Origin of the sequence: Roseicella sp. DB1501 (assembly GCF_013112485.1) — a bacterium.
Classification (GTDB): domain Bacteria; phylum Pseudomonadota; class Alphaproteobacteria; order Acetobacterales; family Acetobacteraceae; genus Paracraurococcus.
In genome coordinates this window covers 278,218-303,629 of record NZ_JABFHG010000001.1, presented here as the reverse complement: position 1 = coordinate 303,629, position 25,412 = coordinate 278,218, and the positions used below count along the sequence as shown (strand labels likewise).

At 73.7% G+C, this 25,412-nt stretch carries 24 protein-coding genes and 1 tRNA gene; 20 read left to right on the top strand and 5 right to left on the bottom strand.

What is annotated here, in order from left to right:
* Positions 1 to 20: 20 nt before the first annotated feature.
* Positions 21 to 2,399: a CoA transferase gene (locus HJG45_RS01465; RefSeq protein ID WP_171610295.1), complete on the bottom strand. Its 2,379-nt coding sequence runs from the start codon at positions 2,397 to 2,399 to the stop codon at positions 21 to 23.
* 78 nt (positions 2,400 to 2,477) lie between these two features.
* On the bottom strand, positions 2,478 to 3,161 hold the full coding sequence (locus HJG45_RS01460; RefSeq protein WP_171610294.1) for a GntR family transcriptional regulator: 684 nt from the start codon (positions 3,159 to 3,161) through the stop codon (positions 2,478 to 2,480).
* A gap of 86 nt (positions 3,162 to 3,247) precedes the next feature.
* Here HJG45_RS01460 and HJG45_RS01455 point away from each other — a divergent pair, with 86 nt between their 5' ends.
* The 7 genes from HJG45_RS01455 to HJG45_RS01425 all read left to right on the top strand — a co-directional run bounded on the left by HJG45_RS01455 (position 3,248) and on the right by HJG45_RS01425 (position 10,486).
* Entirely contained in the window at positions 3,248 to 3,469 is a 222-nt protein-coding gene (locus HJG45_RS01455) for a biotin/lipoyl-binding carrier protein (protein WP_171610293.1), read from the top strand.
* A gap of 1 nt (position 3,470) precedes the next feature.
* Positions 3,471 to 4,853 (top strand): biotin carboxylase N-terminal domain-containing protein, encoded by a 1,383-nt coding sequence (locus tag HJG45_RS01450; protein ID WP_171610292.1) that lies wholly within the window; start codon positions 3,471 to 3,473, stop codon positions 4,851 to 4,853.
* Positions 4,854 to 4,888: 35 nt separating this feature from the next.
* Entirely contained in the window at positions 4,889 to 5,440 is a 552-nt protein-coding gene (locus HJG45_RS01445) for a biotin transporter BioY (protein WP_171610291.1), read from the top strand.
* Positions 5,441 to 5,468: 28 nt separating this feature from the next.
* Positions 5,469 to 7,025, top strand: a complete 1,557-nt coding sequence (locus tag HJG45_RS01440; protein WP_171610290.1) for an acyl-CoA carboxylase subunit beta — start codon at positions 5,469 to 5,471, stop codon at positions 7,023 to 7,025.
* Between the two features lie 38 nt (positions 7,026 to 7,063).
* A complete protein-coding gene (locus HJG45_RS01435; RefSeq protein WP_171610289.1) occupies positions 7,064 to 8,020 on the top strand; it encodes a tripartite tricarboxylate transporter substrate binding protein in 957 nt (318 codons plus the stop codon).
* A 130-nt stretch (positions 8,021 to 8,150) separates the two neighbouring features.
* Positions 8,151 to 9,113: a tripartite tricarboxylate transporter substrate binding protein gene (locus tag HJG45_RS01430; RefSeq protein WP_171610288.1), complete on the top strand. Its 963-nt coding sequence runs from the start codon at positions 8,151 to 8,153 to the stop codon at positions 9,111 to 9,113.
* 206 nt (positions 9,114 to 9,319) lie between these two features.
* Positions 9,320 to 10,486: an NADH:flavin oxidoreductase/NADH oxidase gene (locus HJG45_RS01425; RefSeq protein WP_171610287.1), complete on the top strand. Its 1,167-nt coding sequence runs from the start codon at positions 9,320 to 9,322 to the stop codon at positions 10,484 to 10,486.
* A 257-nt stretch (positions 10,487 to 10,743) separates the two neighbouring features.
* Here the strand turns inward: HJG45_RS01425 and HJG45_RS01420 are convergent, their stop codons facing one another.
* A complete protein-coding gene (locus tag HJG45_RS01420; RefSeq protein ID WP_171610286.1) occupies positions 10,744 to 10,995 on the bottom strand; it encodes a hypothetical protein in 252 nt (83 codons plus the stop codon).
* Positions 10,996 to 11,069: 74 nt separating this feature from the next.
* Between HJG45_RS01420 and HJG45_RS01415 the strand changes: the two genes are divergently transcribed.
* Together HJG45_RS01415 and HJG45_RS01410 are read left to right on the top strand one after the other, a co-directional pair.
* A complete protein-coding gene (locus tag HJG45_RS01415; protein WP_171610285.1) occupies positions 11,070 to 12,473 on the top strand; it encodes a replication-associated recombination protein A in 1,404 nt (467 codons plus the stop codon).
* Positions 12,473 to 12,856, top strand: coding sequence for a lipocalin-like domain-containing protein (locus HJG45_RS01410; protein ID WP_171610284.1), 384 nt, complete (start codon positions 12,473 to 12,475; stop codon positions 12,854 to 12,856). Before HJG45_RS01415 ends, HJG45_RS01410 begins: the two co-directional genes overlap by 1 nt.
* Before the next feature lie 158 nt (positions 12,857 to 13,014).
* On the opposite strand, the gene HJG45_RS28520 is transcribed toward HJG45_RS01410, so the two are convergent.
* On the bottom strand, positions 13,015 to 13,554 hold the full coding sequence (locus HJG45_RS28520; RefSeq protein ID WP_254452215.1) for a septal ring lytic transglycosylase RlpA family protein: 540 nt from the start codon (positions 13,552 to 13,554) through the stop codon (positions 13,015 to 13,017).
* Positions 13,555 to 13,634: 80 nt separating this feature from the next.
* Between HJG45_RS28520 and HJG45_RS01400 the strand changes: the two genes are divergently transcribed.
* From HJG45_RS01400 to HJG45_RS01355, 10 genes are all read left to right on the top strand, one after another.
* Positions 13,635 to 14,633 carry an RluA family pseudouridine synthase gene (locus HJG45_RS01400; RefSeq protein ID WP_171610283.1) on the top strand — a complete coding sequence of 333 codons (999 nt, stop codon included), beginning with the start codon at positions 13,635 to 13,637 and terminating at the stop codon, positions 14,631 to 14,633.
* A 126-nt stretch (positions 14,634 to 14,759) separates the two neighbouring features.
* A complete protein-coding gene (locus tag HJG45_RS01395; RefSeq protein ID WP_171610282.1) occupies positions 14,760 to 17,447 on the top strand; it encodes an AsmA family protein in 2,688 nt (895 codons plus the stop codon).
* A 180-nt stretch (positions 17,448 to 17,627) separates the two neighbouring features.
* Entirely contained in the window at positions 17,628 to 18,374 is a 747-nt protein-coding gene (locus HJG45_RS01390; RefSeq protein WP_171610281.1) for an ATP12 family protein, read from the top strand.
* Positions 18,371 to 18,637 (top strand): acylphosphatase, encoded by a 267-nt coding sequence (locus tag HJG45_RS01385; RefSeq protein ID WP_171610280.1) that lies wholly within the window; start codon positions 18,371 to 18,373, stop codon positions 18,635 to 18,637. Before HJG45_RS01390 ends, HJG45_RS01385 begins: the two co-directional genes overlap by 4 nt.
* Before the next feature lie 152 nt (positions 18,638 to 18,789).
* Complete coding sequence (gene gfa, locus HJG45_RS01380; RefSeq protein WP_171610279.1) at positions 18,790 to 19,365, top strand: S-(hydroxymethyl)glutathione synthase; 576 nt, start codon at positions 18,790 to 18,792, stop codon at positions 19,363 to 19,365.
* 153 nt (positions 19,366 to 19,518) lie between these two features.
* Positions 19,519 to 20,601: a TRAP transporter substrate-binding protein gene (locus HJG45_RS01375; protein ID WP_171610278.1), complete on the top strand. Its 1,083-nt coding sequence runs from the start codon at positions 19,519 to 19,521 to the stop codon at positions 20,599 to 20,601.
* Between the two features lie 490 nt (positions 20,602 to 21,091).
* Positions 21,092 to 22,582, top strand: coding sequence for a DEAD/DEAH box helicase (locus tag HJG45_RS01370; RefSeq protein ID WP_171610277.1), 1,491 nt, complete (start codon positions 21,092 to 21,094; stop codon positions 22,580 to 22,582).
* Between the two features lie 232 nt (positions 22,583 to 22,814).
* Positions 22,815 to 23,801: a tripartite tricarboxylate transporter substrate binding protein gene (locus HJG45_RS01365; protein ID WP_171610276.1), complete on the top strand. Its 987-nt coding sequence runs from the start codon at positions 22,815 to 22,817 to the stop codon at positions 23,799 to 23,801.
* A 44-nt stretch (positions 23,802 to 23,845) separates the two neighbouring features.
* Positions 23,846 to 24,124, top strand: coding sequence for a hypothetical protein (locus tag HJG45_RS01360; protein WP_171610275.1), 279 nt, complete (start codon positions 23,846 to 23,848; stop codon positions 24,122 to 24,124).
* 22 nt (positions 24,125 to 24,146) lie between these two features.
* A complete protein-coding gene (locus HJG45_RS01355) occupies positions 24,147 to 24,410 on the top strand; it encodes a PepSY domain-containing protein (protein WP_171610274.1) in 264 nt (87 codons plus the stop codon).
* A 107-nt stretch (positions 24,411 to 24,517) separates the two neighbouring features.
* On the opposite strand, the gene lipB is transcribed toward HJG45_RS01355, so the two are convergent.
* Positions 24,518 to 25,144, bottom strand: coding sequence for a lipoyl(octanoyl) transferase LipB (gene lipB, locus HJG45_RS01350; protein WP_171610273.1), 627 nt, complete (start codon positions 25,142 to 25,144; stop codon positions 24,518 to 24,520).
* 71 nt (positions 25,145 to 25,215) lie between these two features.
* On the opposite strand from lipB, the gene HJG45_RS01345 reads away from it, so the two are divergent.
* Positions 25,216 to 25,301, top strand: a tRNA-Leu gene (locus HJG45_RS01345).
* Positions 25,302 to 25,412 lie beyond the last annotated feature (111 nt).

Here is a 25,412-nt window from a genome sequence, read left to right as displayed (position 1 = left end):
CCGCCTGGGCGGCCGGCCGTTCAACCCACGGCGGCGCGTGCCTTGCGCGCGGAGACGGGAACCGCCTCCGTGCCGATGATGCCGGCCGCCTTCAGCCTCTCGATCCGGGCCTCCGGCAGACCGAGCAGGCCGCCCAGCACCGCCGCATTGCTCTCGCCCAGGGTCGGCGCCGGCCGGCGTACCGGGAAAGGTCCGGCCCCGGCCTCGCGGAAGGGCGCGGAGGGCTGATCGTGCTGGCCCAGCCAGGGACGCTCCGTCGGCTGCCAGAAGCCGCGGGCAACCAGGTGCGGATCCTGCGTCAGCTTGGTCGGCCGGCGGATCGCACCGGCGGCGACGCCCTCGGCCTGCAACGCCGCCATGGCGGCGTCCGCCGTGTCCCCGGTAGTCCAGGCGGCGAGCGCCGCCTCCAGCTCCCCCTCGCGCTCGCGCCGTCCGGCCGCCGTCGCCAGCGCGGGGTCGGCGGCCAGGTCCTCCCGGCCCATCGCGCGGCAGAGCCCCTGCCAGGCGGCGTCATCGGTGACAGCCACGGCGATCCAACCGTCCTGGGCGCAGGGGAAGCAGCCATGCGGCACGTTCACCGGGTGGCGGTTGCCGAGCCGGGGCCCCGGCGAGCCGGTGGCGGACTGCGCCAGGATCCAGGGCGCCACCAGGGGAAATATGCATTCCACCTGCGCCAGGTCGATATGCTGGCCTTCGCCGGTCTCGCGCCGATGCAGCAGCGCCGTCAGCACCGCAGCGGCGGCGTTCAATCCGCCGATCGGATCGCCATAGGCAAGCTGGTTGGTAGTTGGCGGCCAATGCGCCTCGCCCGAGACGCTGGGCAGGCCGGATGCGTGTTCGAGGGTCGAGCCATAGGCCCGGGCATCGCGCCAGGGCCCGGTGCCGCCGAAGGCCGGCATGGACACCATGACCAGGTCCGGCCGCTCCGCCGCCAGGATCGGGTAGTCCAGGCCAAGCTTCGGCAGCACTTCCCGCGCATAGTTCTCGACCACCGCATCGGCCTCCCGCACCAGGCGCTTCAGCAGCGCTGCGCCCTCGGGTGCGGTGAGGTCGAGGGTGATGCCGATCTTGTTGCGGTTCAGCAGGCCGAAGCGCAGGTCCTTCTCGTATTGCCGCTCTTCGAAGAAGGCAGGACGGGGATCGACACCGCGCCACCAGTCCGGGTACTGGCAGGCCTCGACCTTGATGACCTCGGCGCCGAGATCGGCGAGCTGGCGGGTGCAGAGCGGGCCGGCCCAGCCCATGGAGAGGTCGATCACGCGCATCCCGGCCAGTGGCAGCCCCGCCGCCCGCGCCGGCTTGCGGGACGGGCGGGCGGGGAGAGCCTGCCCGTCATGCTCGCCGGGCTTCGGCGCGGTGCCGCCGGCCAGCGGCGGCGTCCGCGTCAGGCGCTGCGGCAGGGTCGGGCCCTCGAATTCCGCGCCGCCGATCCGCACCGTGCCGAAGGCGTCGCGCGCCCGGTGGGTGGGGGTGGCGAGCAGGGTCGCCATGTCCGGCACCACGGCGAGGGGCAGGCGGCGGCGCAGCGCCTCCTCGAACCACGCCTCCGCCGTGCGTTCGGCAAGGCGCGGCACGAAGAGCGCCTCCAGCTCCTCGACATGGCGCAGCCGGTCGAAGCCGATGACGAAGCGCGGGTCCTGCCCGACCTCCGGCGCGCCGATCATGTCGCAGAAGGCCCGGAACTGCGCCGGCGTGACGATGGTGACGCCGAGCCAACCTTCCTTGCAGCGATAGACGCCGAGCGGGCAGGTCGGGGCGAAGCGGTTCACGCCGTACCGGTGCTCAACCATCGGATGGGTGACGCCCTGGGCGGCCTGGTATTCGGCGATGGCGATATTGGCCTCGTGGATGCTGACCTCGAGCCGCCGCGGCGCGCCGGAGAGCAGGGCGGCGGCCACGGCGTTGAAGGCAGCGATGCCGCCTACCGCCGCGCCGGCCATGCCGCCGAGCATGGACGGTGGGCCCTCGGCCGGGCCGGTGCCGGCGAAGATGCCGGCAAGCGCCCGGCAGGTGGTGTCGGTCGCGGCGAAGTCGCGATAGGGGCCGCTCTCGCCGAACCAGGAGATGCCGGCTTGGATGGTGGCGGGCAGCGAGGGACCGTCCCGTTCCACCGGCGGCCGCCCGTCCAGCAGCACGTCGCAATCCCCGATGCCGTCCAGGCGGGTGACGCTGCGCTTATTGGTGTTCAGCCAGGCGAAGAGCGCGGATTGCGGCCCTTCCGCAGTCCCGACCAGCGGCGGCTCGCGCCGCAGCGGATCGCCCCCGGGGGGCTCGAGCTTGATGACCTGGGCGCCGAAATCGCTGAACAGCTTGCCGGCATAGGCGAGGGCGACGCCGCTGCCGCGCTCGACGACGCGGAGATGGACGAGGGGCAGGGGGGCGGCGCTGTCGCGCGGCATGGCGTTCCTCCGTGCCGGTGGGCCGGCCTGAATTTGTGATCATAAAATCCAGGCCGCTGCCGCTCCGTCAACCCCTCGTCACCGTTCCTGGGTGGCGTTGATCTCCGGCAGGCGGCGGAGGAGGGCATCCGCATAGAGGGTGATGTCACGCTGTGCCGCGAGCCGCGCGAGGCCTCCATCCCGCTGCCGGATGCCGCGGATCACCTCGTGGTGCGGGTGGTCCTCCGGCCGGTGGAGGAAGCGCATGTGCTGCAGCCCGGCATTCAGCGGACCGCATTGCAGCCAGAGCCCCTCGACCATGCGGAGCAGGACCGGCATCCTGGCCAGGGCGCAGAGCTGCATGTGGAAGCGCTCGTTCTCCACCAGCATCTCGGCCATCCGGCCCTCGACCCGCGCCTGCGTCATCCGGGCATGGATGGCCGCCAGCGCCTCGGCATCGGCGGGTCCGGCCCGCTCCGCCGCGCGCTCCGCGGCCTTGCCCTCCAGGTCGCAGCGAAGCTCGCAGACCTCCCGCAGCCGCACGTCCGAGAGCACCGGCACCCGGGCGGAGCGGTGGTCGACCTGCTCCAGCGCCCCCTCGCTCACCAGCCGGGCCAGGGCTTCCCGCACCGGCGTCGGGCTCACGCCCAGCTCCTCCGCGAGGGTGCGCAGCTTCAGCTTCTCGCCGGGGCGGAAGCGGCTGCGCATCAGCTGCTGGCGCAGCCAGTGATGGACCCGGATCGCAACGCGCTCGCCGCTGATCGGAAGTGTCTCGGCGTCCATGGTCGGGCCTCCCCTTCAGCGGCTTGACAGTCGCGGATAACGGTTCGAGTTTTGTGATAACAAATTTGCTCCCGTGGAGGAATCCCATGGCCGAGATCGCCGTATCCGCCGAAATGGCCGCATCCGTCTGGAAGATCGAGGCCAGTCCGGGCGCGCGGGTGGCGGCAGGCGACACCCTCATCATCCTCGAATCGATGAAGATGGAGATTCCGGTCGAATCCCCCCGGGATGGCACCGTGGCCAAGGTGCTGGTGGCCGAGGGCGATCAGGTGAAGGAGGGGCAGGTCGTTGTCCTCCTGGAGGGCTGAGGTGCTCGGCCCGGTCCTGATCGCCAACCGCGGCGAGATCGCCTGCCGCATCGCCGCCTCCTGCCGGCGGCTCGGCCTGCGCAGCATCGCGGTCTTCTCGGATGCCGATGCGACGGCAATGCACGTCGTCGCCGCCGATGCGGCGGAGCGGATCGGCCCGCCGCCACCGCGCGAGAGCTATCTCTCGATCCCGGCGATCCTCGACGCGGCCCGCCGCAGCGGTGCCCGCATGGTGCATCCGGGCTACGGCTTCCTCAGTGAGAACGCGGCCTTCGCCCGCGCCTGCACCGAGGCCGGGCTGGCCTTCATCGGTCCCTCGGCCGCGGCGATCGAGGCGATGGGCGGGAAGGCGGCGGCGAAGGCGGTGGCCCGCCGCGCCGGGGTCGCCGCCGTGCCGGGCTATGACGGCGAGGACCAGTCGCCGGAGCGGCTGGCCGCCGAGGCCGCCGCCATCGGCTATCCCGTGATGATCAAGGCCGTCGCCGGCGGCGGTGGCCGCGGCATGCGCCGGGCGGAGACGGCCGAGACCTTCGCGGCGGCGCTCGCCGGCGCGAAGCGCGAGGCTGCCGCCTTCGGCGACGGCCGCGTGCTCATTGAGAAGCTGGTCGCCAGCGCCCGCCATGTCGAGGTGCAGATCCTGGCCGATGCGCATGGCACGGTGCTGCATCTCGGCGAGCGCGACTGCTCCCTGCAGCGGCGCAACCAGAAGCTCGTCGAGGAATCCCCGGCACCGGGCATCGACCCGGCGCTGCGGGCGGAGCTCGGCCGGCGGGCCGTCGCCCTGGCGCGGGCCGTGGACTATGTCGGCGCGGGCACGGTTGAGTTCGTCGCCGATGCCGGCGGGCCGCTCTCGGCCGACCGTATCTGGTTCATCGAGATGAACACCCGCCTGCAGGTGGAGCATCCGGTGACGGAGATGGTCACCGGCCTCGATCTGGTGGAATGGCAGCTGCGCATCGCCGCCGGCGAGAGGTTGCCCTTCGCGCAGGCGGACCTCGCACCGCGCGGCCATGCGGTGGAGGCGCGGCTCTGCGCCGAGGATCCGGCGCGGAATTTCCTGCCCTCCCCCGGCACCATCGCGGCGCTCGCCCTGCCCGAACCGGGCGATGGGCTGCGGATCGATGCGGGCGTCCGGTCCGGCGACACGCTCACCCCCTTCTACGATTCGATGATCGCCAAGGTCATCGCTCATGCGCCGAGTCGGGCGGAGGCGCTGGAGCGGCTGGCCGCGGCGCTCGATCGCTGCGCCGCGGAGGGCATCCGCATCAACGCCGCCTTCCTCGCCCGCGCGCTCCGCAGCGCGGAGATGCAGGCCGGTGCGGTGGATACGCATCTCCTCGAGCGCCTCCGCAGCCGCGAGGCGGCAGCACGCTCCGTCGCCTGAGCGCAGACAGATCAAGCAACGAGACAGGTCCAAGCATGCACAGCCTCGACAAGGCCATCACCGGCACGTTCACGCGCCTGCGCCCGGCTTTCCTCGCCCTCGGCGGCAGCCTGGCCATCGCCGCCTCGGCGCAGATCCAGGTGCCGCTCTATCCCGTGCCGATGACGCTGCAGAGCCTCGTCGTGCTGCTGGTCGGCGCCGCCTATGGCTGGCGCCTCGGCGCCGCGACGGTGCTGCTCTACCTGGCCGAGGGCGTCGCCGGCATGCCGGTCTTCGCCGGCTTCGCGGCCGGCCCGATGGCTCTGGCCGGTCCGACCGGCGGCTTCCTGCTTGGCTTCGTCCCGGCCGCCGCCCTGGCCGGCTGGCTGGCCTCCCGCGGCTGGACCGAGACCATCTGGCGCAGCGGCGCCATGTTCCTGGCCGGGCATGCGGTGCTCTTCGTCGGCGGGATCGCCTGGCTGGGCATGCTGATCGGCTTCGATCGCGCCATTGCCGTCGGGCTGCTGCCCTTCCTGCCGGGCAGCGTGGTGAAGATCGCCCTGGGCGTGTCGCTGCTGGCCGCGCTGCGCGCCCGGCATCGCGGCTGAACCAGCATCACGGTCGGGAGGAAGCGCCATGGTCTGGCAGGCGGAACTGGACGAGCTGCGGCAGCGCGAGGCGCTGGCGCATGACATGGGCGGCGCCGACAAGGTGAAGCGCCAGCACGATGGCGGCCGGCTGACCGTGCGCGAGCGGATCGACTGGCTGGTCGATGCCGGCAGCTTCCACGAGACCGGCGCCATCGCCGGCAAAGCGAGCTATGACGCCGCGGGCAAGCTGAAGGAATTCACCCCCTCCAACTGCGTCTTCGGCCGGGCGATGGTCGATGGCCGGCAGGTGGTGGTGGTGGGTGACGACTTCACCGTCCGCGGCGGCTCCGCCGACGCCACCATCCGCGAGAAGCCGATCATGGCGGAGCGGCTGGCGAACGAGTTCCAGCTGCCCATCATCCGCATCATCGAGGGCTCGGGCGGCGGCGGCTCGGTGAAGACCATCGAGACCACCGGCCGCGCCAACCTGCCGAACGGCGTGGGCGGCGGGCAGCTGTTCAACTACACGACCCTGAACCTGTCCGTCGTGCCGGTCGTCGGCCTCGGCCTCGGCTCGGTCGCCGGGCTCGGCGCCGCCCGGCTCGCCGCCAGCCACTACTCGGTCATGACCAGGTCCTCGGCCATGTTCGTGGCCGGGCCGCCGGTCGTGGCGCGGCTCGGCCAGGATCTCGGCAAGCAGGAACTCGGCGGCTGGGAGGTCCAGTGCAAGGCCGGCGGCGTCGACCATGCCGTGGACACCGAGGAGGAGGCCTTCGCCTGCGCCCGGCGCTTCCTCTCCTATCTGCCCTCCTCGGTCCATGGCGTGCCACCGGTTCTGCCCTGCGAGGACGATCCGGAGCGGCGCGACGAGACGCTGATGGATGCGGTCCCGCGCGACCGGCGCCGCGTCTACCAGATGCGCCCGATTGTCGAGAGCGTGGTGGACCAGGGCAGCTTCTTCGAGATGGGGAGGCTTTTCGGCCGCCCCGTCATCACCGGCCTCGCCCGGCTGGGCGGGCATCCGGTGGCGCTGATGGCGAGCGACCCCTTCTTCTACGGCGGCTCCTGGACCACGGATGCCTGCCAGAAGGTGGTGCGCTTCGTCGATCTGGCGGAGACCTTCCACCTGCCGGTCGTCTATCTCGCCGACTGTCCCGGCTTCATGATCGGACTGGATGCCGAGCGGTCGGCCACCATCCGCCACGGCGTGCGCGCCATGGCGGCGGTGAACCAGACCACCATACCCTGGTGCACCGTCATCATCCGCAACGCCTTCGGCGTCGCCGGGGCGGTGCACCAGCCGGCGGGGCGGCTCTCGCTGCGCTACGCCTGGCTGTCCTCCCGCTGGGGCTCGCTGCCGCTCGAGGGCGGCATCGAGGCCGCCTACCGCGCCGAGATCGAGGCCGCGGAGGATCCGGCGGCGAAGCTGGCGGAGATCGAGACGCGGCTCAACCAGCTCCGCTCCCCCTTCCGGACAGCCGAGACCTTCTGGGTGGAGGAGATCATCGATCCGCGCGAGACGCGGCGCCTGCTCTGCGACTTCGCCAGGCTGGCGGAGCCGCTGCGACGGCCGCAGCCCTCGCGGCTGCAAATGCGTCCCTGACGCTGTCGCCGCGCGGCCTCGACGGGAGGACATGAAGAATGAGAACGACGATTTTCGTCGCCAGCCTCATGCTGCTGGGCGCCAGTCTGCCGGCCGGGGCCTTTCCCGACCGGCCGGTGCGCATCCTCGGCGGCTTCGCCGCGGGCGGCACCGGCGACCTGATCAACCGGCTGATAGCGGAGGCGGTCGCGCCAGCCTTCGGCCAGCGGCCGGTGGTGGAGGTTCGCAGCGGCGCCAACGGCTTCATCGCCGCCGAGGCAGCGGCGCACAGCCAGCCGGACGGGCATACGGTGGTGCAATGCTCTACCGGCATGATGACGGTCAGCCCGCAGCTGCCAGGGGCGCAGCTGCCCATCGATCCGGCGCAGGACCTCGTCCCCATCGCCAATATCCTGCATTCCACCCAAACCATGGTGGTCTCCGCCCGCTCGCCCTATCGCAGCGTGGCGGATGTGGTGGCCGCGGCGCGGGCGAGGCCGGGCACCATCTCCTATGCCAGCGCCGGCATCGGCTCCGTCTCGCACCTCTCGGGCGCACGCTTCGCGCAGCTCGGCCATCTCGACATGGTGCATGTGCCCTACCGTGGCGCGGCGCCGGGCGTGCTGGACGTCTCGGCCGGACGAGCCGACCTGATCATCACCAACCTCGGCGACGTCATCGGGCAGATCGGCGAGGGGCTTCGTCTGTTGGCCTTTGCCGATGGCATCGGCTCGCCTCGCTTCCCGGACACGGGACAGATCTCCGCTGTCTTGCCGGGCTATGCCGTGAGTGGCTGGTTCGGCCTCTGCGGCCCGCGCGGTACGCCACCGGAGGTGGTGGCCCGTTGGTTCGCCGCCCTCCGGGACGGCTTCGCCAGCCCGGCGCTGCAGCAGCGCCTGCTGGAGAACGGGCTCAGCCTGCGGCTCGAGGATGCCGCGACCTTCGCCCGGAGCATCGAGCAGGATCGCGGCATGTGGGGCGAGGTGATCCGTGCCGCAGGAATCCACCTCGACTAGACCGGATCGCGGGCGGGGGTGAACGCCTGGACGCGTGCCTCCGCTCTGGACGCAGCAGGGTGCAGCGCACCGTCGTTCCAACCGGCATGAGGCGCTGAGCAGGCCGGGGCGCAAGAAAGGAAAGCAGGACATGAAAGCATGGATCGGGGTGGTGCTGCTCGGCGCCATGATGCTTGCAGGTCCCGCGGCGGCCCAGCCTGCCGACCGGCCTCTGCGCATCCTTGCAGGCTATGCGGCGGGTGGGACCTCGGACATCGTCGCCCGCGTGGTGGCGGAAGGCGTCGCGGCAAAGCTGGACCAGCGGCCGGTGGTCGAGAACCGCACCGGCGCCAACGGGTTCATCGCGGCCGAGGCGGTGGTGCGCGGCCCGGCCGACGGCTCCGTTGTGCTGCAATGTCCGATGGGCAACATGACCATCAGCCCGGAGATCCCGGGCATGCACATCCCGATCGATGTGGCGCGCGACCTGGTGCCGGTCGCCAATGTGGCCCGCTCCAGCTATGCCGTGGTGGTCGGGGCTCGCAGCCCTTACCGCAGCCTGGACGAGTTCCTGGCTGCGGCGCGGGCGAGGCCGGGGGCGCTGACATATGGCAGCGCCGGCATCGGGACGGCGCAGCATCTGTCGGGCGAACGGCTGAAGCGCATGACGCAGATCGATCTCTTGCACGTGCCCTATCGCGGCGCCGCGCCCGCCGCGCTGGAGGTGATCGCCGGCCGGACGGATCTGCTCATCACCAATCTCGGCGATGTCATCCGACAGATCCAGGGCGGGGAGCTGCGCCTGCTGGCGCTGGCGGATGCGGAGGGTTGGCCGGAATTTCCTGATGCCCCGCGCCTGCCGCAGCTGGTGCCTGGGCTGGAGGTCGCCGGCTGGTTCGGCATATGCGGTCCGCGCGGCATGCCAGCCAAGGCGATCTCCGGTTGGGCGGACGCCATCCGGGCGGCGCTGGAGGATCCGATGGTCCGCAAGCGGCTGCTGGACAGCGGCCTTACGCCGCATTTCGAGGATGCCGGCACCTTCGCCCACACCATCGCACGTGATCGGCAGGCATGGGGCGAGGTGATACGGGCGGCGAATGTGCGCGCGGAGTAGCGCCCCGGACTGAAGATGGAGGCGCTCGGCGTCGTGCTGGCGATCCGCGCGCTGGCAGATGTCGGCCTCGCCTCCGGCGCCGACGGGTGCGCGCGGGTGCCGGCGATGCCGCCGCCAGGCGATTCCCTCCGCCCGCCCATCCCGACCGGGCTTCCCGCCCGTCCGGAGCGCTGTAGCATGGAGGCATCGAGGGGAGACCGCCAGGAATGGACGCACCGCTGCTCTTCACGCCGCTGACGCTCCGCGGCGTGACGCTGAAGAACCGTGTCGTCGTCGCGCCGATGCACCAATATGCCGCCGAGCGCGGCTTCGCCACCGACTGGCACCTGATGAATGCCGGGCGCTACGCCGCCGGCGGCGCCGGCCTCGTCATCATGGAGAGCACCAAGGTGGAGCGGCGCGGCTGCGGCACGCTCGGCGATCTCGGCATCTGGGAGGATGCGCATGTGCCCGGCCTCGCCCGCTGCGCCCGCTTCATCCGCGAGCACGGCGCGGTGCCCGGCCTGCAGCTCGGCCATTCCGGCCGCAAGGCGCGGCGCTTCCGCCCCTGGGAGGGCGGGGCGCCGCTGACGCGGGAGGCGGCGGTCGCGGCGCTCGACCCCGCCTCCTGGGAGGCGTGGGAGCTGGTCGCCCCCTCGGCGCTGGCCGCGCCGGAGAGCGACCCGCTGCCGCGCGCCCTCTCGCGCGCCGAGATCCCCGAGGTGATCGAGCATTGGGGCCAGGCGGCGCGACGGGCGCGCGAGGCGGGCTTCGAGGTGCTGGAGATCCATGGCGCGCATGGCTACCTCATCCACCAATTCCTCTCGCCCTTCGCCAACCGCCGCAACGACGAGTATGGCGGCAGCCTCGAGAACCGCATGCGCTTCTGCCTCGAGATCGTGGAGCGGGTGCGCGCCGAATGGCCGGAGGACAAGCCGCTCTTCCTCCGCCTGTCGGTCGAGGATGACAGCGGCTGGGGCCCGGCCGAGAGCGTCGCGCTGGCGCAGCGGGCGAAGCCGCTCGGCGTCGACGTCATCGACTGCTCCTCGGGCGGGATGAGCGGCGCGCCGGTCGTCTCCACTGGCCCGGTCACCTATGGCTACCAGGTGCCCTATGCCGAGCGGCTGCGGCGCGAGGCCGGGATCATGAGCATGGCGGTCGGCCTCATCGTGCATGCCGACCAGGCCGAGGCGATCCTGCAGGAGGGCAGGGCCGATCTCATCGCCCTGGCGCGGGAGCTGCTCTACAACCCGAACTGGGCGATGGATGCGGCGCAGAAGCTCGGCGTCGATCCGCGCTTCGCCCTGGTGCCGCCGGCCCAGGCCTATTGGCTGGAGAAGCGGGCGCGGCAGGTGCGGGAGGTGGTGCCGAGCACCTATATGGCGCCGCGCTAGAGCGTGATCGCTTGAGGTGGCGTCACCGAAAAAACGTGACTCACGCGACCGAATGACGGCCTGGACCATGATCCGCGACCCTGTCTGAGCGGATCATGGTCCAGAGCAGATCCCGATCGGGTGAAAATGCTCCCGCATTCCCCACGAAGCCGTAGCGCGCCTCCGTGAGGACCCCGGGATGCGCCTCCGGCCAGAGGCGCGTCACGGCCTGCCGAGCCCAAGCCTCGGCAGGGCAATGGCAGGCGGCAGGCTTCCGGTCACTCCGGCTCGATCCAGGCGGCGGCGGTGCCGAGGGTCAGGGCCGCGCCATGCGCCACCACCGGCGGCCAGCCCAGCCCAGTCAGGGCGACGAAGCCGAGGAACTGGCCGAGGAAGACCGCGCCGGCGATGTTGTGCAGCGCCAATGGCGCCCGCAGCCGCCGGCCAAGATTGAGCGCGGCCACCAGCCCGGCCAGCAGGGCAAGGAGAAGGAAGGCGCAGTGCTGCGCCACCATGTCGGTATGCGGCATCCGATACCAACGCCCGCGACGGCAACGGTTGCTCCGGATCGCCCTGGCGTGAGGCTGCGCCTATACTCCCGCCGATGCCGCCCCGCCGCCCGTCCCGCCCCGCCGCCTTGCCCGAGGCCGCCGCCGACGCCCCCGCCGAGGACCTCTTCGGCGGCCCGCCGGCGCCGCGGCCGCAGCGCGAGCCCGAGGGGCCGCGCCCGCTCGCCGACCGCCTGCGCCCGCGCGCGCTGGAGGAGGTGGTGGGCCAGGATCACCTGGTCGGGCCGCAGGGCGCGCTCACCGGCATGCTCGCCCGCGGCAGCCTCGCCTCGCTCATCCTCTGGGGGCCGCCCGGCACCGGCAAGACCACCATCGCCCGGCTGCTGGCCGAGCGCGCCGGCCTCGTCTTCGTCTCCCTCTCGGCGGTCTTCTCCGGCGTCGCCGACCTCAAGCGCGCCTTCGACGAGGCACGGCAGCGCAGGCGGATAGGGCAGGGCACGCTGCTCTTCGTCGACGAGATCCACCGCTTCAACCGGGCGCAGCAGGACGGCTTCCTGCCGGTGGTCGAGGACGGCACCGTCACCCTGGTCGGCGCGACGACGGAGAATCCCTCCTTCGCGCTGAACGGCGCGCTGCTCTCGCGCTGCCAGGTGCTGGTGCTGCGCCGGCTCGACGACGCGGCGCTGGAGCGGCTGCTCGCCCGCGCCGAGGCGGAAGGGGAGCGCGGCCTGCCGCTCGACGCAGCGGCGCGCGCCACGCTGCGCGCCATGGCCGATGGCGATGGCCGCTACCTGCTGAACCTCGCGGAGCAATTGCTGGCCTTGCCGGCCGGGACCGCGCCGATGGACCCGGCCGCCCTGGCCGAGCTGCTGGCCCGCCGCGCCGCGCTCTACGACAAGGACCGGGAGGAGCACTATAACCTCATCTCGGCCCTGCATAAGTCGCTGCGCGGCTCCGACCCGGATGCGGCGCTCTACTGGTTCGCCCGCATGCTGCAGGGCGGCGAGGATCCGCGCTACATCGCACGCCGCCTCACGCGCTTCGCCGCCGAGGATGTCGGCATGGCCGATCCGCGCGCCCTGCCGCTCGCCATCGCCGCCTGGGAGACCTATGAGCGCCTCGGCTCGCCGGAGGGCGAGCTGGCCCTGGCGCAGCTCGTGGTGCATCTCGGCACCGCGCCGAAGTCGAACGCCGTCTACGCCGCCTGGGGTCAGGCGCAGCGCGCGGCGAAGGAGACCGGCAGCCTGATGCCGCCGGCGCATATCCTGAACGCGCCGACCAAGCTGATGCAGCAGCTCGGCTACGGCGCCGGCTATGCCTACGACCATGACGAGGCGGAGGGCTTCTCCGGCGCCAATTACTTCCCCGACGGGATGCCGCGCCGGCAGTTCTACCGCCCGACCGAGCGCGGCGCCGAGGCGGCGATCGGCGAGCGGCTGCGCCACTGGGCGGCGCTGCGGGCGAAGAAGGCCCGGCGGACAACGGAAGGGGAGGGATGATGCGCGAGCGGATCATCGGCGTGTGGCGGCTGCTGACGGTGGAGGCGCGCGACCCGGAGGGCCGCATCGTCGCCTCGGATTTCGGACCATGCCCCATTGGCACGGTGCAATTCGGCCCCGAGCGGATGATGGCCGCGCTCGGCGACGGCCGGCCGCCGGCCGAGGGCGATCGCCGCTACTGGGTCGCTTATACGGGCGTCTGGGAATTCGATGGCGCGGTGCTGCGCACCCGCGTCGACGCCGCGCATCCCCCCGACCGCTTCGGCACCGACCAGGTGCGGCAATGCCGCTGGGACGGGGAACGCCTGGTCTTGTCGCCGCCGCCGCGGATGGTGCGCGGGGTGATGGTGCAACTCGAACTCACCTGGGAAAAGCTCGCCTGATCCGACCGGCGGATCGGTCCCGCTCCAGCAACGCCGATTCCGATCGTCGCCACCCGTTGCCCCGCCGCGGCTTCGCCGCGGCAGGCTGTGACGGATCAGGGGTCAGGAGCGAAGCACGGGCCCCCCGCGACGGCGCCAGCGACGTCGCGGGGATTAAATCATTGCGCCGCGACGCGCTGGTTCTGCGGCGGCACCTGCACCGGCTGCACCACCACCGGCGCCGTGCCCTCCTTCTTCATGTCGAGCCGCTCGGCGATCTTCGGGCTGACATCGATCACCCTTCCGCCGTGATAGGGCCCGCGATCCTCGATCTTCACCTCGGCGGTCTTGCCGTTCTCCAGATTCGTCACCTTCGCGGTGGTGCCGAGCGGCAAGGTCTTGTGCGCCGCCGAATTGCTGTTCGGATTGAAACGCGCGCCGTTCGCCATCTTGCGGCCATTGAATTTCGGCGCGTAGTAGCTCGCCTTGCCGCGCTGTGGCTTCAGCGTCTGCCCTGGCTTGCCGGCCGAGCGCTCGGCGGCCGCGGCTTGGCTGAAATTGAGGTCCGGGGCGGCGACGCCGAGGACCAGGAATGCCGCGGCTGCGGCCAGTCTCGTTCTGTGCGTCATGGCCGCCCCTGACGCCTCAGCGCCGCCCCGGTTCCGCCGCCGGGCCAAAAAGGCGCTCTTTTTCGTGATGCGATAGGTGCGGCCCGGCATCCCCTTCAACCCTGCCGCAAGCGCCCGCGCGCGCCCATGTTTCGCGGTGGACCCGCCGAGGTGGTAAGCCCCGCGCCACCATGACCATCGCCCACCGCACCGTGACCCCGGACGAGGCCGATAGCCGGCTCGACCGCTGGTTCCGCCGCCACTTTCCCCAGCTCACCCAGGGGGCGCTGCAGAAGATGCTGCGCACCGGCCAGATCCGCGTCGACGGCAAGCGGGCGGAGGCGAATACCCGCCTCGCCGCCGGGCAGGAGGTGCGCATCCCGCCGCTGCCCGAGGGGCCGCGGCCGGAGCCGCAGGGCACCGGCCGCCGTCCCGTCCCGCCGGAGGAGGCGCGGGCACTGGAGCGGCTGGTGCTGCACCGCGACGCCAGCCTGATCGTGCTCGACAAGCCGCACGGCCTGCCGGTGCAGGGCGGCCCCGGCATCGCCCGGCATCTCGACGGGCTGCTGGACGCCCTGCAATTCGAGGCCGAGGAGCGACCGCGCCTGGTCCATCGGCTGGACCGCGACACCTCCGGCGTGCTGGTCCTGGCCCGCACCGCCGGCGCCGCCGCCTTCCTCGCCCGCGCCTTCCGCGGCCGCGACGTGGAGAAGACCTACTGGGCGGTGGTGACGCCGCAGCCGGAGATCGCCGAGGGCCGCATCGACCTGCCGCTGGCGCGCCTCGCCGGGCCGCGCGGCGAGCGCACCGAGGTGGTGGAGGAGGGGGAGGAAGGCGCCCGCGCCATCACCGATTTCCGCACCCTGGATGCCGCCCGCCGCCGCGTCGCCTGGCTGGAGATGCGCCCGCTCACCGGCCGCACCCACCAGCTCCGCGTGCACGTCGCCGCCGGGCTCGGCACGCCGATCCTCGGCGACGGCAAGTATGGCGGCGCCGCGGCGCATCTCGACGGGCTGCCCAACCAGCTCCACCTGCATGCCCGGGCGCTGCGCCTGCCGCATCCCGAGGGCGGGACGCTGGAGGTGGCGGCGCCGCTGCCGCCGCATATGCGCGAGACCTTCGGCTTCTTCGGCTTCGAGGCGCCGCGCACCCCGAAGCCGCGGCACCGCGACCCGGTCTCCCGGCGTTAGACCATGATCCGTTCGCCCGAGTTCACGGATCATGGCCTGACGCCTTGTTTCATCGCGCGATCCACGCCTTTGGTGATGCCACCTCGGGCGATCGCGCTCTAGCCCGCCATGCCGCGCGAGGACATCATGCCCGATCCCGGACCGCTTCCCCCGCCGCGCCGCCGCCGGCGCTGGCCCTGGGTGGCCGGCGCCGCGGTCGGCCTGCTCGTCGTGCTGCCCGCCATCGGCGCCGGCATCGCGCTCGCCCGCTTCGACCCGGACAGCCTGAAGCCGCGGATCGAGGCGGCGGTGCAGCAGGCGACGGGGCGGCGGCTGACCCTGGCCGGGCCGATCGGGCTGAAGCTCGCCCTGGTGCCGACCCTGACGGTGGAGGGCGCCGCGCTGGCCAACATGCCGGGCGGCAGCCGGCCGGAGATGGCGCGGGTGCGGCGGGTGGAGGTGGAGCTCGCCCTGCTGCCGCTGCTGCGGCAGCGGGTGGAGGTGCGGCGGCTGCGGCTGGTCGAGCCGGACATCCTGCTCGAGACCGACGCCGCCGGCCATGCCAACTGGGTCTTCGCCGGGCCCGCCGCCCCGCCGCCGGCCGCCGGGCCCGCCGCCGGGCCGGCGCCGGCGGGAAGCCGCTTCGAGCTGGTCATCGACCGGGTCTCGATCGCCGAGGGGCGGCTCACCTGGCATGACGGCGCCGCCGGCAGCACGCGCATCCTCGGCATCCCGAGCTTCCAGCTCGAGGGCGGCGACGGGCGCGGGCCGATGCGCGGCTGGGGCAGCCTGGCGCTGGATGGCGTGCCGCTCGCGGTCGAGGGGCAGGCCGGCTCGCTCCAGGCGCTGACCGCGCCGCAGCCGGGGGCGCCCTGGCCGGTGCGGGCGCGGCTGGCGACCGCGGGCGCCACGGCGCAGCTCGACGGCCAGCTCAGCGACCCGGCGCGCGGCCGGGGCTGGAGCGCGACGCTGGCCGCCGAGGTGCCGGCGCTGCAAAGCCTCGCCCCGCTGCTGCCGAGCATCGCCCTGCCGCCGCTGCAGGCGGTGACGGCGCGGCTCACCCTGGTCGATCCGGCGCCCGGGGGAGCAACCCAGGGCCGCGCCAGCGGGCCGGCGCTGACGGGGCTCGACCTCAGCATCGGGCCCTCGCCGCTGGATGCGGTGCTGCCCGGCCTCGCCCTCAGCGGCCTCACCGCGCGGCAGTCCGGGCCCGGCGCGCCGCTCGCCCTGGCCGGGCAGGCGGTGCTGCGCGGCCTGCCGATCACGCTCGGCGGCACGCTCGGCCTGCCGGCCCTGGCCCCGGCGGGCGCGGCGCAGCCCCTACCGGTGGACCTGACGCTCACCGCCGGCGGCGCCACGGCGACGGCCAAGGGCAGCATCGCCGATCCGCGCCGGCTCAGCGGCGTCGGGCTGCTGGTCGCGCTCGGCGTGCCGGACCTCGCCGCCCTCTCGCCGCTCGCCGGCCGGCCGCTGCCGCCGCTGCGCAACCTCACCGCCGGCGCCAGCCTCAGCGAGCGCGGCGCCGGCCTCGCCGAGGGCGCGCTGCTGCAGGGGCTGCGCATCGCCTCCTCGGCCGGGGATGCGGCGGGCGCGCTGGCCTTGCTGCCGGCGGCAGGTCCGGGGGGCCGGCCGGGAGTCCAGGCCAGCCTCGCCTCGCAGCGGATCGACCTCGACGCGCTGCGGCTGCCGCCGGCGCCGCCCGCCCCGCCGGGGGCGGCGCCCGCCGCCACCCCCGCGCCGCCGCCTCCGCCGGCGCCGGATGGCCGGGTGATCCCGCCGCTGCCGCTGCCGGTCGGCCTGCTGCGCCTGACCGACAGCACGTTGCGCTGGACCATCGGCACGCTGCAGTCGGGCGGCGTCACCCTGCGCGACACCACGCTGCAGGCTTCGGTGCAGGGCGGGCAGGGGCGGATCGACCCGCTCACCACCACCCTGCCGGGCGGCACCGTCACCCTGCGCGCCGCCGCCGATGCCAATGCCGCGCCGCCGGCCTTCCAGCTCGCGGCGCGCTCGGACGGGATCGAGCTGGCGCCGCTGCTCGCCGCGCTGCGCCTGCCGGGCGGCACCGGCGGGCGGCTCGAGCTCGATGCCGATCTGCGCGGCCAGGGGCCGGAGCTGCGCGCCGTCGCCGCGACGGCGACCGGGCATCTCGGCCTCGCCCTCACCAATGGCGAGATCGAGACCGGCGCCGGCAGCCTGCTCGGCCAGGGGGCGGGCGCGCTGCGCCAGGCGCTGCCGCAGCTCGGCAACGAGATCCAGGGCCGGATCCGCCTCGCCTGCGCCGCGACGCGCTGGCGGGCCGAGGGCGGCGTCGCCCGCGCCGAGACGCTGCTGCTCGATACCAGCCTCGGCAGGATCGGCGGCGGCGGCACCGCCGACCTGCGCAACGAGAGCCTGGCGATGCGCCTGCAGCTCGACCTGCGGCTGCCCATCCCGGGGACGAACGGGCTGCGCATCCGCGCGCCGCTGCCGATCACCGGCAGCTTCGCGCATCCGCGCGCCGATTTCGGCCCGGCCAGCGCCCGCGGGGCGATCGGCGCCCTGGCCGAGCGGGCAGGGGCCGAGGGGCTCGGGGGCGGCAAGGCCGGCGAGCTCGCCGCCGGGATCCTCGGCGCGCTCGGCGGCGCCGGCGAGGGCAAGACCACCGAGGCGCTGCCGGATTGCGGCCCGGCCCTGGCCGCGGCGCGCGGCGGCCGCGCCGGCCCGGTGCCGGCCTCCGCCGCCGCCACGGCTGCGGAGGCGCCGGCGCAGAAGGCGCCGGACCTGCGGGACCTGCCGAAATCGCTGCAGGAGCCGGCGCAGGAACTGCTGCGCGGCTTCCTGCGCGGCCGCTGACCCCTTCGGCCGCGGCGGCGGCGCGCCTATCTTTCGGGACACCAGGCCAGGACGGCAGGGAGATCGGATGACACCGAGCCTAGGAGGGTCCGCGCGGATGAGCGCCGCGAAGCCAGGCCGCGCGGCGGCGCGGCGCCCGGCGCCCGAGGGACAGGACGGCAAGGCCGTCCTGCACGCACCGTGAAGCGCTTCTGGGACAGGGCCGCCGCGGAACCCGCGGCCGGCGGCTTCCGCGTGCTGCTGGACGGGCGGCCGGTGCGGCTGCCCGGCGGCGCCCCGCTGCTCGTCGAGGCGGCGCCGCTCGCCGAGGCGATCGCCACGGAATGGGCGCTGGCCGGCGGCGCCAAGGGCGGCGAGATGTCGCCGGCCGACATCCCGCTCACCCGCCTCGTCGGCACGGCGCAGGAGCGCGTGGCGCCCGACCCGGCGCCGATGGTGGACGGCCTGGCGAAATACGCCGAGACCGACCTGCTCTGCTACCGCGCCGAGGAGCGGCGGCTGGCGGCGATGCAGGCGGCGGAATGGCAGCCGCTGCTCGACTGGCTGGCGATGCGCCACCGGGCGCCGCTGCGCGTCACCACCGGGCTGATGCCGGTGCCGCAGGACCCGGCCTCGCTGGCCGCGGTGCGGCGGGCGGTGGCCGCCCTCTCGCCGCTCGAGCTCACCGCGCTCGGCGTGCTGGTGCCGGGCTATGGCAGCCTCGTCCTCGGCCTCGCCGTGGTCGAGGGGCATGTCGATGCGGCGGAGGCGCACCGCCTCGCCACCCTCGACGAGAGCGCGCAGGAGGAATTCTGGGGCACCGACGCCGAGGCGGCGGTGCGACGCGCCCGCATCGCCGCCGAGGCGGCGCAGGCCGAGCGGCTGCTGCGCCTCGCCCGCGGGCAGGAGACGGAACCAGGGGGCGGGGAACCGGAGGGCGGGGCGTGAAGGCGCGGCACCTGCTCATCGCCGGCCGGGTGCAGGGCGTCGGCTACCGCGACTGGATGCAGCGCGAGGCCGGGCGGCTCGGCCTCGCCGGCTGGGTGCGCAACCGCCCCGATGGTCGGGTGGAGGCGGTGATCGCCGGGCCGGAGCCGGCGGTGGAGGCGCTGCTGACCCTGGTGCGGCGCGGCCCGCGGCTGGCCCGCGTGGATGCGGTGGAGGAGACCTTCTGGGAGGAGGAGGTGGCGCCCGGCTTCGCCCGCCTCTGAGCGGCGGAGTTCCGTTCAACTCCGCCGGAGCGGGGATTGCGGATCGCGGCCTCCCCCTGCGTCCCAGACCGGGGCGGCAACGCCCGGGACGCGGCGCCGCCCCTGCCGGGACACCGCGCCCAGGAGTCCCGCGACAGGGAGGGAAGCCCGCGATGGCCGAGACGCATCTGCACCCACTCCTCGATGGCGGCATCAAGCCCGGCGCGGCGAGCTTCGCCGGCGGCACGCTGTCCTGCCGCTGCGAGCGCGACCAGGTGAAGGCCCGGGTCGAGAGCAACATCGCCCACAACCACGCCTGCGGCTGCACCAAGTGCTGGAAGCCGGAGAATGCGATCTTCTCCGTCATCGCCGTGGTGCCGCGCGACAAGCTGCGGGTCAGCAGCCATCCGGAGAAGCTGCAGGTGGTCGATCCCGCGGCGGCGATCCAGCGGCATGCCTGCACCGTCTGCGGCGTGCATGTCTTCGGCCGCATCGAGAACCAGGACTATCCCTTCTACGGGCTCGACTTCGTGCATCCCGAGCTTTTCGCCGAGCCGGGCGCGCCGCCGCCCGGCTTCGCCGCCTTCGTCTCCTCGGTGATCGAGAGCGGGGTGCGGCCGGAGCGCATGGAGGGCATCCGCGGCCAGCTCCGCGCCCTGGGCCTCGAACCCTATGACTGCTTCTCGCCGCCGCTGATGGACGCCATCTCGACGCATGCGGCGAAGCAGAAGGGCGTGCTGCCGGCGTGATGGGTGGCCGCGGACCGGTCGGGCGACCGGTCCGCCGGCATGGCTCGGCCCGCGTCTTTGTAGCGAAACCGATTGCGTGACGGCATCGGCCTCGCGCATGCTCCGCCCGCCACGGCGGAGACCGGCGGCCAAAAGGCACAGGGAGCCAACGTCATGCATCGCCGCCTTCTGCTGGGCGCCGCTACCGCGGCCCCGGCGCTGGCCACGCCGGCGCTCGCCCAGAGCCAGACCCCCGAGATCCGCTGGCGCCTGACCAGCAGCTTCCCGAAGAATCTCGACATCCTCTACGGCGGCTCGGAAGCGCTCGCCCGCCGCGTCGCGCAGATGACGGACAACCGCTTCCAGATCCGCTGCTTCGCCGCTGGCGAGGTCGTGCCGGCGCTGCAGGTGCTGGACGCGCTGCAGGCCGGCACGGTGGAATGCGGCCAGACCGCCTCGCTCTACTATGTCGGCAAGGACCCGACCTTCGCCGCCTTCACCGCCATCCCCTTCGGCATGAACATGCGGCAGATGAGCGCCTGGCTGCGCCATGGCGGCGGCAACGAGATCGCCGCCGAGCTCTACCGCGACTACAACGTCGTCGGCATTCCCTTCGGCGATACCGGCGTGCAGATGGGCGGCTGGTTCCGCAAGGAGATCCGCAGCCTCGACGATCTGAGCGGGCTGAAATTCCGCATCTCCGGCTTCGCCGGCCATCTCTTCGCCCGGCTCGGCGCGGCGCCGACGCAGATCGCCGGGCCCGACATCTATCCCTCGCTCGAGCGCGGCACGATCGACGCCGCCGAGTGGATCGGCCCCTATGACGACGAGAAGCTCGGCTTCGCGCGCATCGCCCGCTACTACTACGCGCCCGGCTTCTGGGAGGGCTCCTCGCGCGGCGTGCTGATGATCAACCAGCGCGCCTGGGACAGCCTGCCGGAGGCCTACAGGGCGGTGCTCGAGGTCGCCTGCGGCGAGGCGACGATGGAGATGATGGCCCGCTACGACGAGGGCAACCCGAAGGCGCTGCGCCGGCTGGTGGCGGCGGGCGCGCAGCTCCGCGCCTGGCCGCGCGAGATCCTGCAGGCCGCCTGGCGCAACTCCCTCGAGCTCTACGAGGAGACCTCGGCGCAGAACCCGCGCTTCCGTCGGATGTGGACCAGCTACCGCGCCTTCCGCGACGAGCAGTTCCAATGGTTCCGGGTGGCCGAGAACGCCTACGAGACCTTCGCCTTCGCCGCCGCGGCGCGGAGCTGAGGGCCGCCGCGGGCGGACCCCGTGGCGGGCGGCGCGCCCGCGGCCGGTCGTGGCGAAAGCGATCGCGCATCCGGTCCGGCACCCCGCATCCTCCGCCGGGCCCGCGCTGGGGCCGGTCCCGAACCCGGTCGGGCGACCACGTCCTGGCCATTCGGGGCCAGCCGGGGCCATGCGGGGCCGGGGAGGCATGCCATGCCCTGCTGCCTGGCGGCGCTATCGACCGCGCCGCCCCCGCTTTCCCTTGCTTTCGCAGGTGCGAAACCCCATAGTCGGGGCGTCGGCGCGGAATGGCGCCGGCGGTGCCCGGCCGCGTGAGCGGCCCGCGGGCGCGGCCCCATCGGGGTCCCCGCGGATCAAGCCGAACTGCCGGCGCACGCGACAGCTTCCCACCGGACCGGCCCAGCCACGCGGGGTCTCCAACTGCAACCCGCGGCGCGCCGCCCCAGAGCCGGGCGCGTCCGGCGCCGCGCGACCGGATTGACTGCTACCCGTGACAGACTTCACCACGCTCGGCCTCGCCGCGCCCATCCTGCGCGCGCTCGAGGAGGCCGGCTACACCACCCCCACCCCCATCCAGGCCCAGGCCATCCCGACCGTGCTGGAAGGTCGCGACCTGCTCGGCATCGCCCAGACCGGCACCGGCAAGACCGCCGCCTTCTCGCTGCCCATCCTGCACCGGCTGAATGCCAAGGGCGGCCGGCCGCCGCGCGGCGGCTGCCGCGCCCTGGTGCTCTCCCCGACCCGCGAGCTCTGCGCCCAGATCGCCGAGAACGTCCGCACCTATGGCGGGCATCTCGGCCTCTCGGTCGCGGTGGTCTTCGGCGGCGTGCCGCACGGCCCGCAGCGCCGCGCCCTGTCGCAGGGCGTCGACGTGCTCGTCGCCACGCCGGGCCGGCTGCAGGACCATCTGGACCAGGGCACGGCGCGGCTCGACCGCGTCGAGGTGCTGGTGCTCGATGAGGCCGACCAGATGCTCGACAAGGGCTTCCTGCCGGCCATCCGCCGCCTGGTCCGCGCCCTGCCGGCCGGCGGCCCTGGCGGGCGGCAGACCCTGTTCTTCTCCGCCACCATGCCGTCCGAGATCGGCCGCCTCGCCGGCGAGCTGCTGCATGAGCCGGCCCGGGTCGAGGTGGCGCCCGTCGCCACCACCGCCGAGCGGGTGGCGCAGCGCGTCGTCCATCTCGAGCAGGGCAACAAGCGCCGCATCCTGGCCGAGCTGCTGCGCGGCGAGGGCGTCGGCCGCACCCTGGTCTTCAGCCGCACCAAGCACGGCGCCGACCGCGTGGTGAAGCAGCTCGACCAGGACGGGCTCTCGGCCAACGCCATCCACGGCAACAAGAGCCAGGGCCAGCGGGAGCGGGCGCTCGCCGCCTTCAAGGACGGCAGCGCGCCGATCCTGGTGGCGACCGACATCGCCGCCCGCGGCATCGATGTCGACGGCGTCACCCATGTCGTGCAGTACGACCTGCCGGAGGTGCCGGAGACCTATGTGCACCGCATCGGCCGCACCGCCCGCGCCGGCGCCTCGGGCGAGGCGGTGGCCCTCGTCTCCTTCGAGGACCTGGACAAGCTCTGGGCGGTCGAGAAGCTGATCCGCCAGAGCATCCCGGCCGAGGACCGGCGCGAGGACAAGTCGCGCTCGCTGGCCAAGCCGGGGCTGCTGCAGCGCCAGGGCCATGCCGGCGGCGGCCGGGGCGTCCAGGCGCCGAAGCCGGCGGGGAGCGGCCGCGGCCGCGGCCCGCAGGGGGCGCCGCGCCAGGGCCAGCACCCGCCGCGTCCTGCCGGCGGCGAGCATCGCGGCCAGCCGCGCCACGGCCAGCCGGCCCAAGGGAACGGGCCGAAGCCGGGCGGCGAGGCGACCCGGCGCCGGCCGGCCGCCCAGGGAGCGGAGGGGCGCGAGGGGCCGCGCCGCGACCGCGACGCCTTCCGCAACGGCGACTTCCGCGACAACGCGCCGGCCTTCCTGACGCGCGGGCGCTAGGAAATCCCCACAAAGCCGCTTCGCGGCTTTGTGGGGGCCCCGTGGAGTCCCCTCCTGCCCGGGCTGCGTCACAGCCTGCCGCGGCGGAGCCGCGGCAGGACAACGGGCAGCGACGGTTCCGACAGGCGCCTCAAGGCCAAACGCCGCCGGGCTTCCTGGCCCGGCAGGCCCTCTGGCCGGGACGCCGCCGGCCCGGCATCCTCCCGCGCGACTCGCCGGGAGGACACACCGCATGCGCCGCCGCCACCTGCTCGCCGCCCCCTTCGCCGCGCCGCTGATCCTGCCCGTCCAGGGCCAGGCGCAGGCCCAGCCCTCCTGGCCGGACCGGCCGGTCACCATGGTCGTGCCCTTCGCCCCCGGCGGCACGCCGGATGTCGCGGCGCGCCTCGTCGCGCCGAAGATGACCGAGGCGCTCGGCCAGCCGGTGGTGGTGGAGAACCGCGCCGGCGGCGGCTCGACCATCGGCACGCGCAGCGTGCTGCAGGCGAAGCCGGACGGGAACACGGTGCTGATGGGCAGCATCAGCTTCATGATGGCGCCGCTGACGATGGACCCGCCGCCCTTCGATTCCGCCAAGGGCTTCCGCGTCGTCTCGCTGATGGCGAGCGTGCCCTACATCCTCGTCGTCCGCGCCGACGCGCCGCCGCAGGACATCGCGGGTTTCCACAAATGGGTCGCCGACAATCCCGGCAAGCTCAGCTACGGCTCGGCCGGCAACGGCACGCCGCTGCATCTCGGCGGCGCCATCTACGCGCTGCTGACCGGCGCCGACCTGCTGCATGTCGCCTATCGCGGCAGCGGCCCGGCGCTGGCCGACCTGCTGGCCGGGCAGGTGAACATGGTCTTCGCCGATGTCCCGGCGGCGACGCCGCACATCAAGGCCGGCACGCTGCGGCCGCTTGCCTCGCTGGTGCAGCACCGCATCGCCGCCTTCCCGGATGTGCCGACGATGGCCGAGAGCGATCCGCGCCTGGCCGAATACGACATCTACACCTGGGCGATGCTGGCGGCGCCGAAGGCGACCCCCGACCAGCCGGTGACGCGGCTGCACGCGGCGCTCGCCGCGGCGGCGCGCGAGCCGGCGCTGCAGCCACGCTTCGCCGATCTCGGCTTCGACATGGTGATGAACACGCCGGCCGAGGGCGATGCGCTGCTGGCGCGCGAGCAGGCGAAATGGGCCTCGCTGATCAAGCGGGCGGGGATCAAGGCGGATCTCTGAGCGGGAGCCGCCGAACCACGGCCCCGGCACGGCGTTGCCGGCGCATGCGCGAGACCAGGCTGGAACGGGCGGGCGAGTGCCGCGTGATGCGCACCGACGACGCCGGCACGATGCTGCTGGATGGCGAGGGCAAGGTCGCCGGCGAGTACGGCACCGACCGCCACGAGATGTTGCTGTCGGACCTGCGGGCCGATGGCTGGCAGGTGACGGCGGATGGCGACCGGGTGCCGCCCGGCGTCCCGGCCCGGCCGCCCGGCTCCGTCGCCGGCGACGGCGGCGCACCGGGGCTGCGGGCGACGGAGAACGACGCGGCATCGAGCTGAAGGAAAGGGGAGAGGACGCATCATGAAAGCCATTGCCGCCGCCCTGCTGGCCTGCGCGCTCTCGCTGCCCATGGCCGCGCCGGCCCGGGCGGACCAGCCCGGCGCGGACTGGATCAGCCGCGAACGGGTCGCCCAGATCCTGAAGGAAGCAGGTTACGGGCCGATCGTCTCCATGGAGGCGGATGACGGCCACTGGGAAGGCAAGACCACCCGCGACGGAAAGCCGATCGAATTCCACGTCGACCCGCATACCGGCAAGATCACCAAGGCCGAGCCGGACAAGTAGGCCCGCCCGCCGGCCGCCGCCAGCCGCCGTCGCTGCCCGTTGCCTTGCCGCGGCTCCGCCACGGCAGGCTGGGACGGATCTGGGACCCAAGGCGATTTCGCGAGGGTCTAAAACACCTCCCCCCACGCCGCCATCAGCGCCGCATCCGCCTCCTCCATCGTCGCCGGGATGCCGAGCCGGTGCAGGCTCGTCACGCCGTATTCCTTCAGCCCGCAGGGCACGATGCCGGCGAAATGCGAGAGGTCCGGATCGACGTTGAGCGCGATGCCGTGCCAGCTCACCCAGCGCGTCACCCGCACGCCGATGGCGCCGATCTTCGCCTCCGTCCCCCGCGCGGGGTCCGCCACCCAGATGCCGACGCGGCCCTCCCGCCGCTCGCCGCGGATGTTGAAGCGGTCGAGCGCCCGGATCACCCACTCCTCCAGCGCATGCACATAGGCGCGCACGTCGCGCCCGCGCCGCGCCAGGTCGAGCATGACATAGGCCGTGCGCTGCCCCGGCCCGTGATAGGTCCACTGCCCGCCGCGCCCGGCCTGGTAGACCGGGAAGCGGGCATCGAGCAGGTCGCCGGGCCCGGCCGAGGTGCCGGCGGTGTAGCTCGGCGGATGCTCGACCAGCCAGACCAGCTCCTCCGCCGTCCCCTCGCGGATGCCCGCCACCCGCGCCGCCATCGCCTCCAGCGCCAGGGGGTAGGGGGTCAGGCCATCCGAGACGCGGAATTCCGGTCGCGCCATGCCGTTTGCCGCCCGGGCCACCGTTGCCCCCGCCGCGGTCATCGGTTATACGCCCCGCCTCGCCCGGTTCTGCGGTCGTGGCGGAATGGTAGACGCGCCAGCTTGAGGTGCTGGTGGGGGAAACCCCGTGGAAGTTCGACTCTTCTCGACCGCACCATCCTCGCTCCCGCCTGTCGCCGGCCCGGCCGGCCCGCCGGGGTGAGATAGCCCGGCCGCCCGCCGCTGTCGCGGCCGCCGCCATCCCTCCCGCCCATGCCTGCCGCGCCAC

Bases quoted from the DNA above. Each gene is read 5' to 3' on its own strand.
- HJG45_RS01465 (WP_171610295.1), bottom strand. From the start codon at position 2,399: ATGCCGCGCGACAGCGCCGCCCCCCTGCCCCTCGTCCATCTCCGCGTC.
- HJG45_RS01460 (WP_171610294.1), bottom strand. From the start codon at position 3,161: ATGGACGCCGAGACACTTCCGATCAGCGGCGAGCGCGTTGCGATCCGG.
- HJG45_RS01455 (WP_171610293.1), top strand. From the start codon at position 3,248: ATGGCCGAGATCGCCGTATCCGCCGAAATGGCCGCATCCGTCTGGAAG.
- HJG45_RS01445 (WP_171610291.1), top strand. From the start codon at position 4,889: ATGCACAGCCTCGACAAGGCCATCACCGGCACGTTCACGCGCCTGCGC.
- HJG45_RS01440 (WP_171610290.1), top strand. From the start codon at position 5,469: ATGGTCTGGCAGGCGGAACTGGACGAGCTGCGGCAGCGCGAGGCGCTG.
- HJG45_RS01435 (WP_171610289.1), top strand. From the start codon at position 7,064: ATGAGAACGACGATTTTCGTCGCCAGCCTCATGCTGCTGGGCGCCAGT.
- HJG45_RS01430 (WP_171610288.1), top strand. From the start codon at position 8,151: ATGAAAGCATGGATCGGGGTGGTGCTGCTCGGCGCCATGATGCTTGCA.
- HJG45_RS01425 (WP_171610287.1), top strand. From the start codon at position 9,320: ATGGACGCACCGCTGCTCTTCACGCCGCTGACGCTCCGCGGCGTGACG.
- HJG45_RS01420 (WP_171610286.1), bottom strand. From the start codon at position 10,995: ATGCCGCATACCGACATGGTGGCGCAGCACTGCGCCTTCCTTCTCCTT.
- HJG45_RS01415 (WP_171610285.1), top strand. From the start codon at position 11,070: ATGCCGCCCCGCCGCCCGTCCCGCCCCGCCGCCTTGCCCGAGGCCGCC.
- HJG45_RS01410 (WP_171610284.1), top strand. From the start codon at position 12,473: ATGCGCGAGCGGATCATCGGCGTGTGGCGGCTGCTGACGGTGGAGGCG.
- HJG45_RS28520 (WP_254452215.1), bottom strand. From the start codon at position 13,554: ATGCCGGGCCGCACCTATCGCATCACGAAAAAGAGCGCCTTTTTGGCC.
- HJG45_RS01400 (WP_171610283.1), top strand. From the start codon at position 13,635: ATGACCATCGCCCACCGCACCGTGACCCCGGACGAGGCCGATAGCCGG.
- HJG45_RS01395 (WP_171610282.1), top strand. From the start codon at position 14,760: ATGCCCGATCCCGGACCGCTTCCCCCGCCGCGCCGCCGCCGGCGCTGG.
- gfa (WP_171610279.1), top strand. From the start codon at position 18,790: ATGGCCGAGACGCATCTGCACCCACTCCTCGATGGCGGCATCAAGCCC.
- HJG45_RS01375 (WP_171610278.1), top strand. From the start codon at position 19,519: ATGCATCGCCGCCTTCTGCTGGGCGCCGCTACCGCGGCCCCGGCGCTG.
- HJG45_RS01365 (WP_171610276.1), top strand. From the start codon at position 22,815: ATGCGCCGCCGCCACCTGCTCGCCGCCCCCTTCGCCGCGCCGCTGATC.
- HJG45_RS01360 (WP_171610275.1), top strand. From the start codon at position 23,846: ATGCGCGAGACCAGGCTGGAACGGGCGGGCGAGTGCCGCGTGATGCGC.
- HJG45_RS01355 (WP_171610274.1), top strand. From the start codon at position 24,147: ATGAAAGCCATTGCCGCCGCCCTGCTGGCCTGCGCGCTCTCGCTGCCC.
- lipB (WP_171610273.1), bottom strand. From the start codon at position 25,144: ATGGCGCGACCGGAATTCCGCGTCTCGGATGGCCTGACCCCCTACCCC.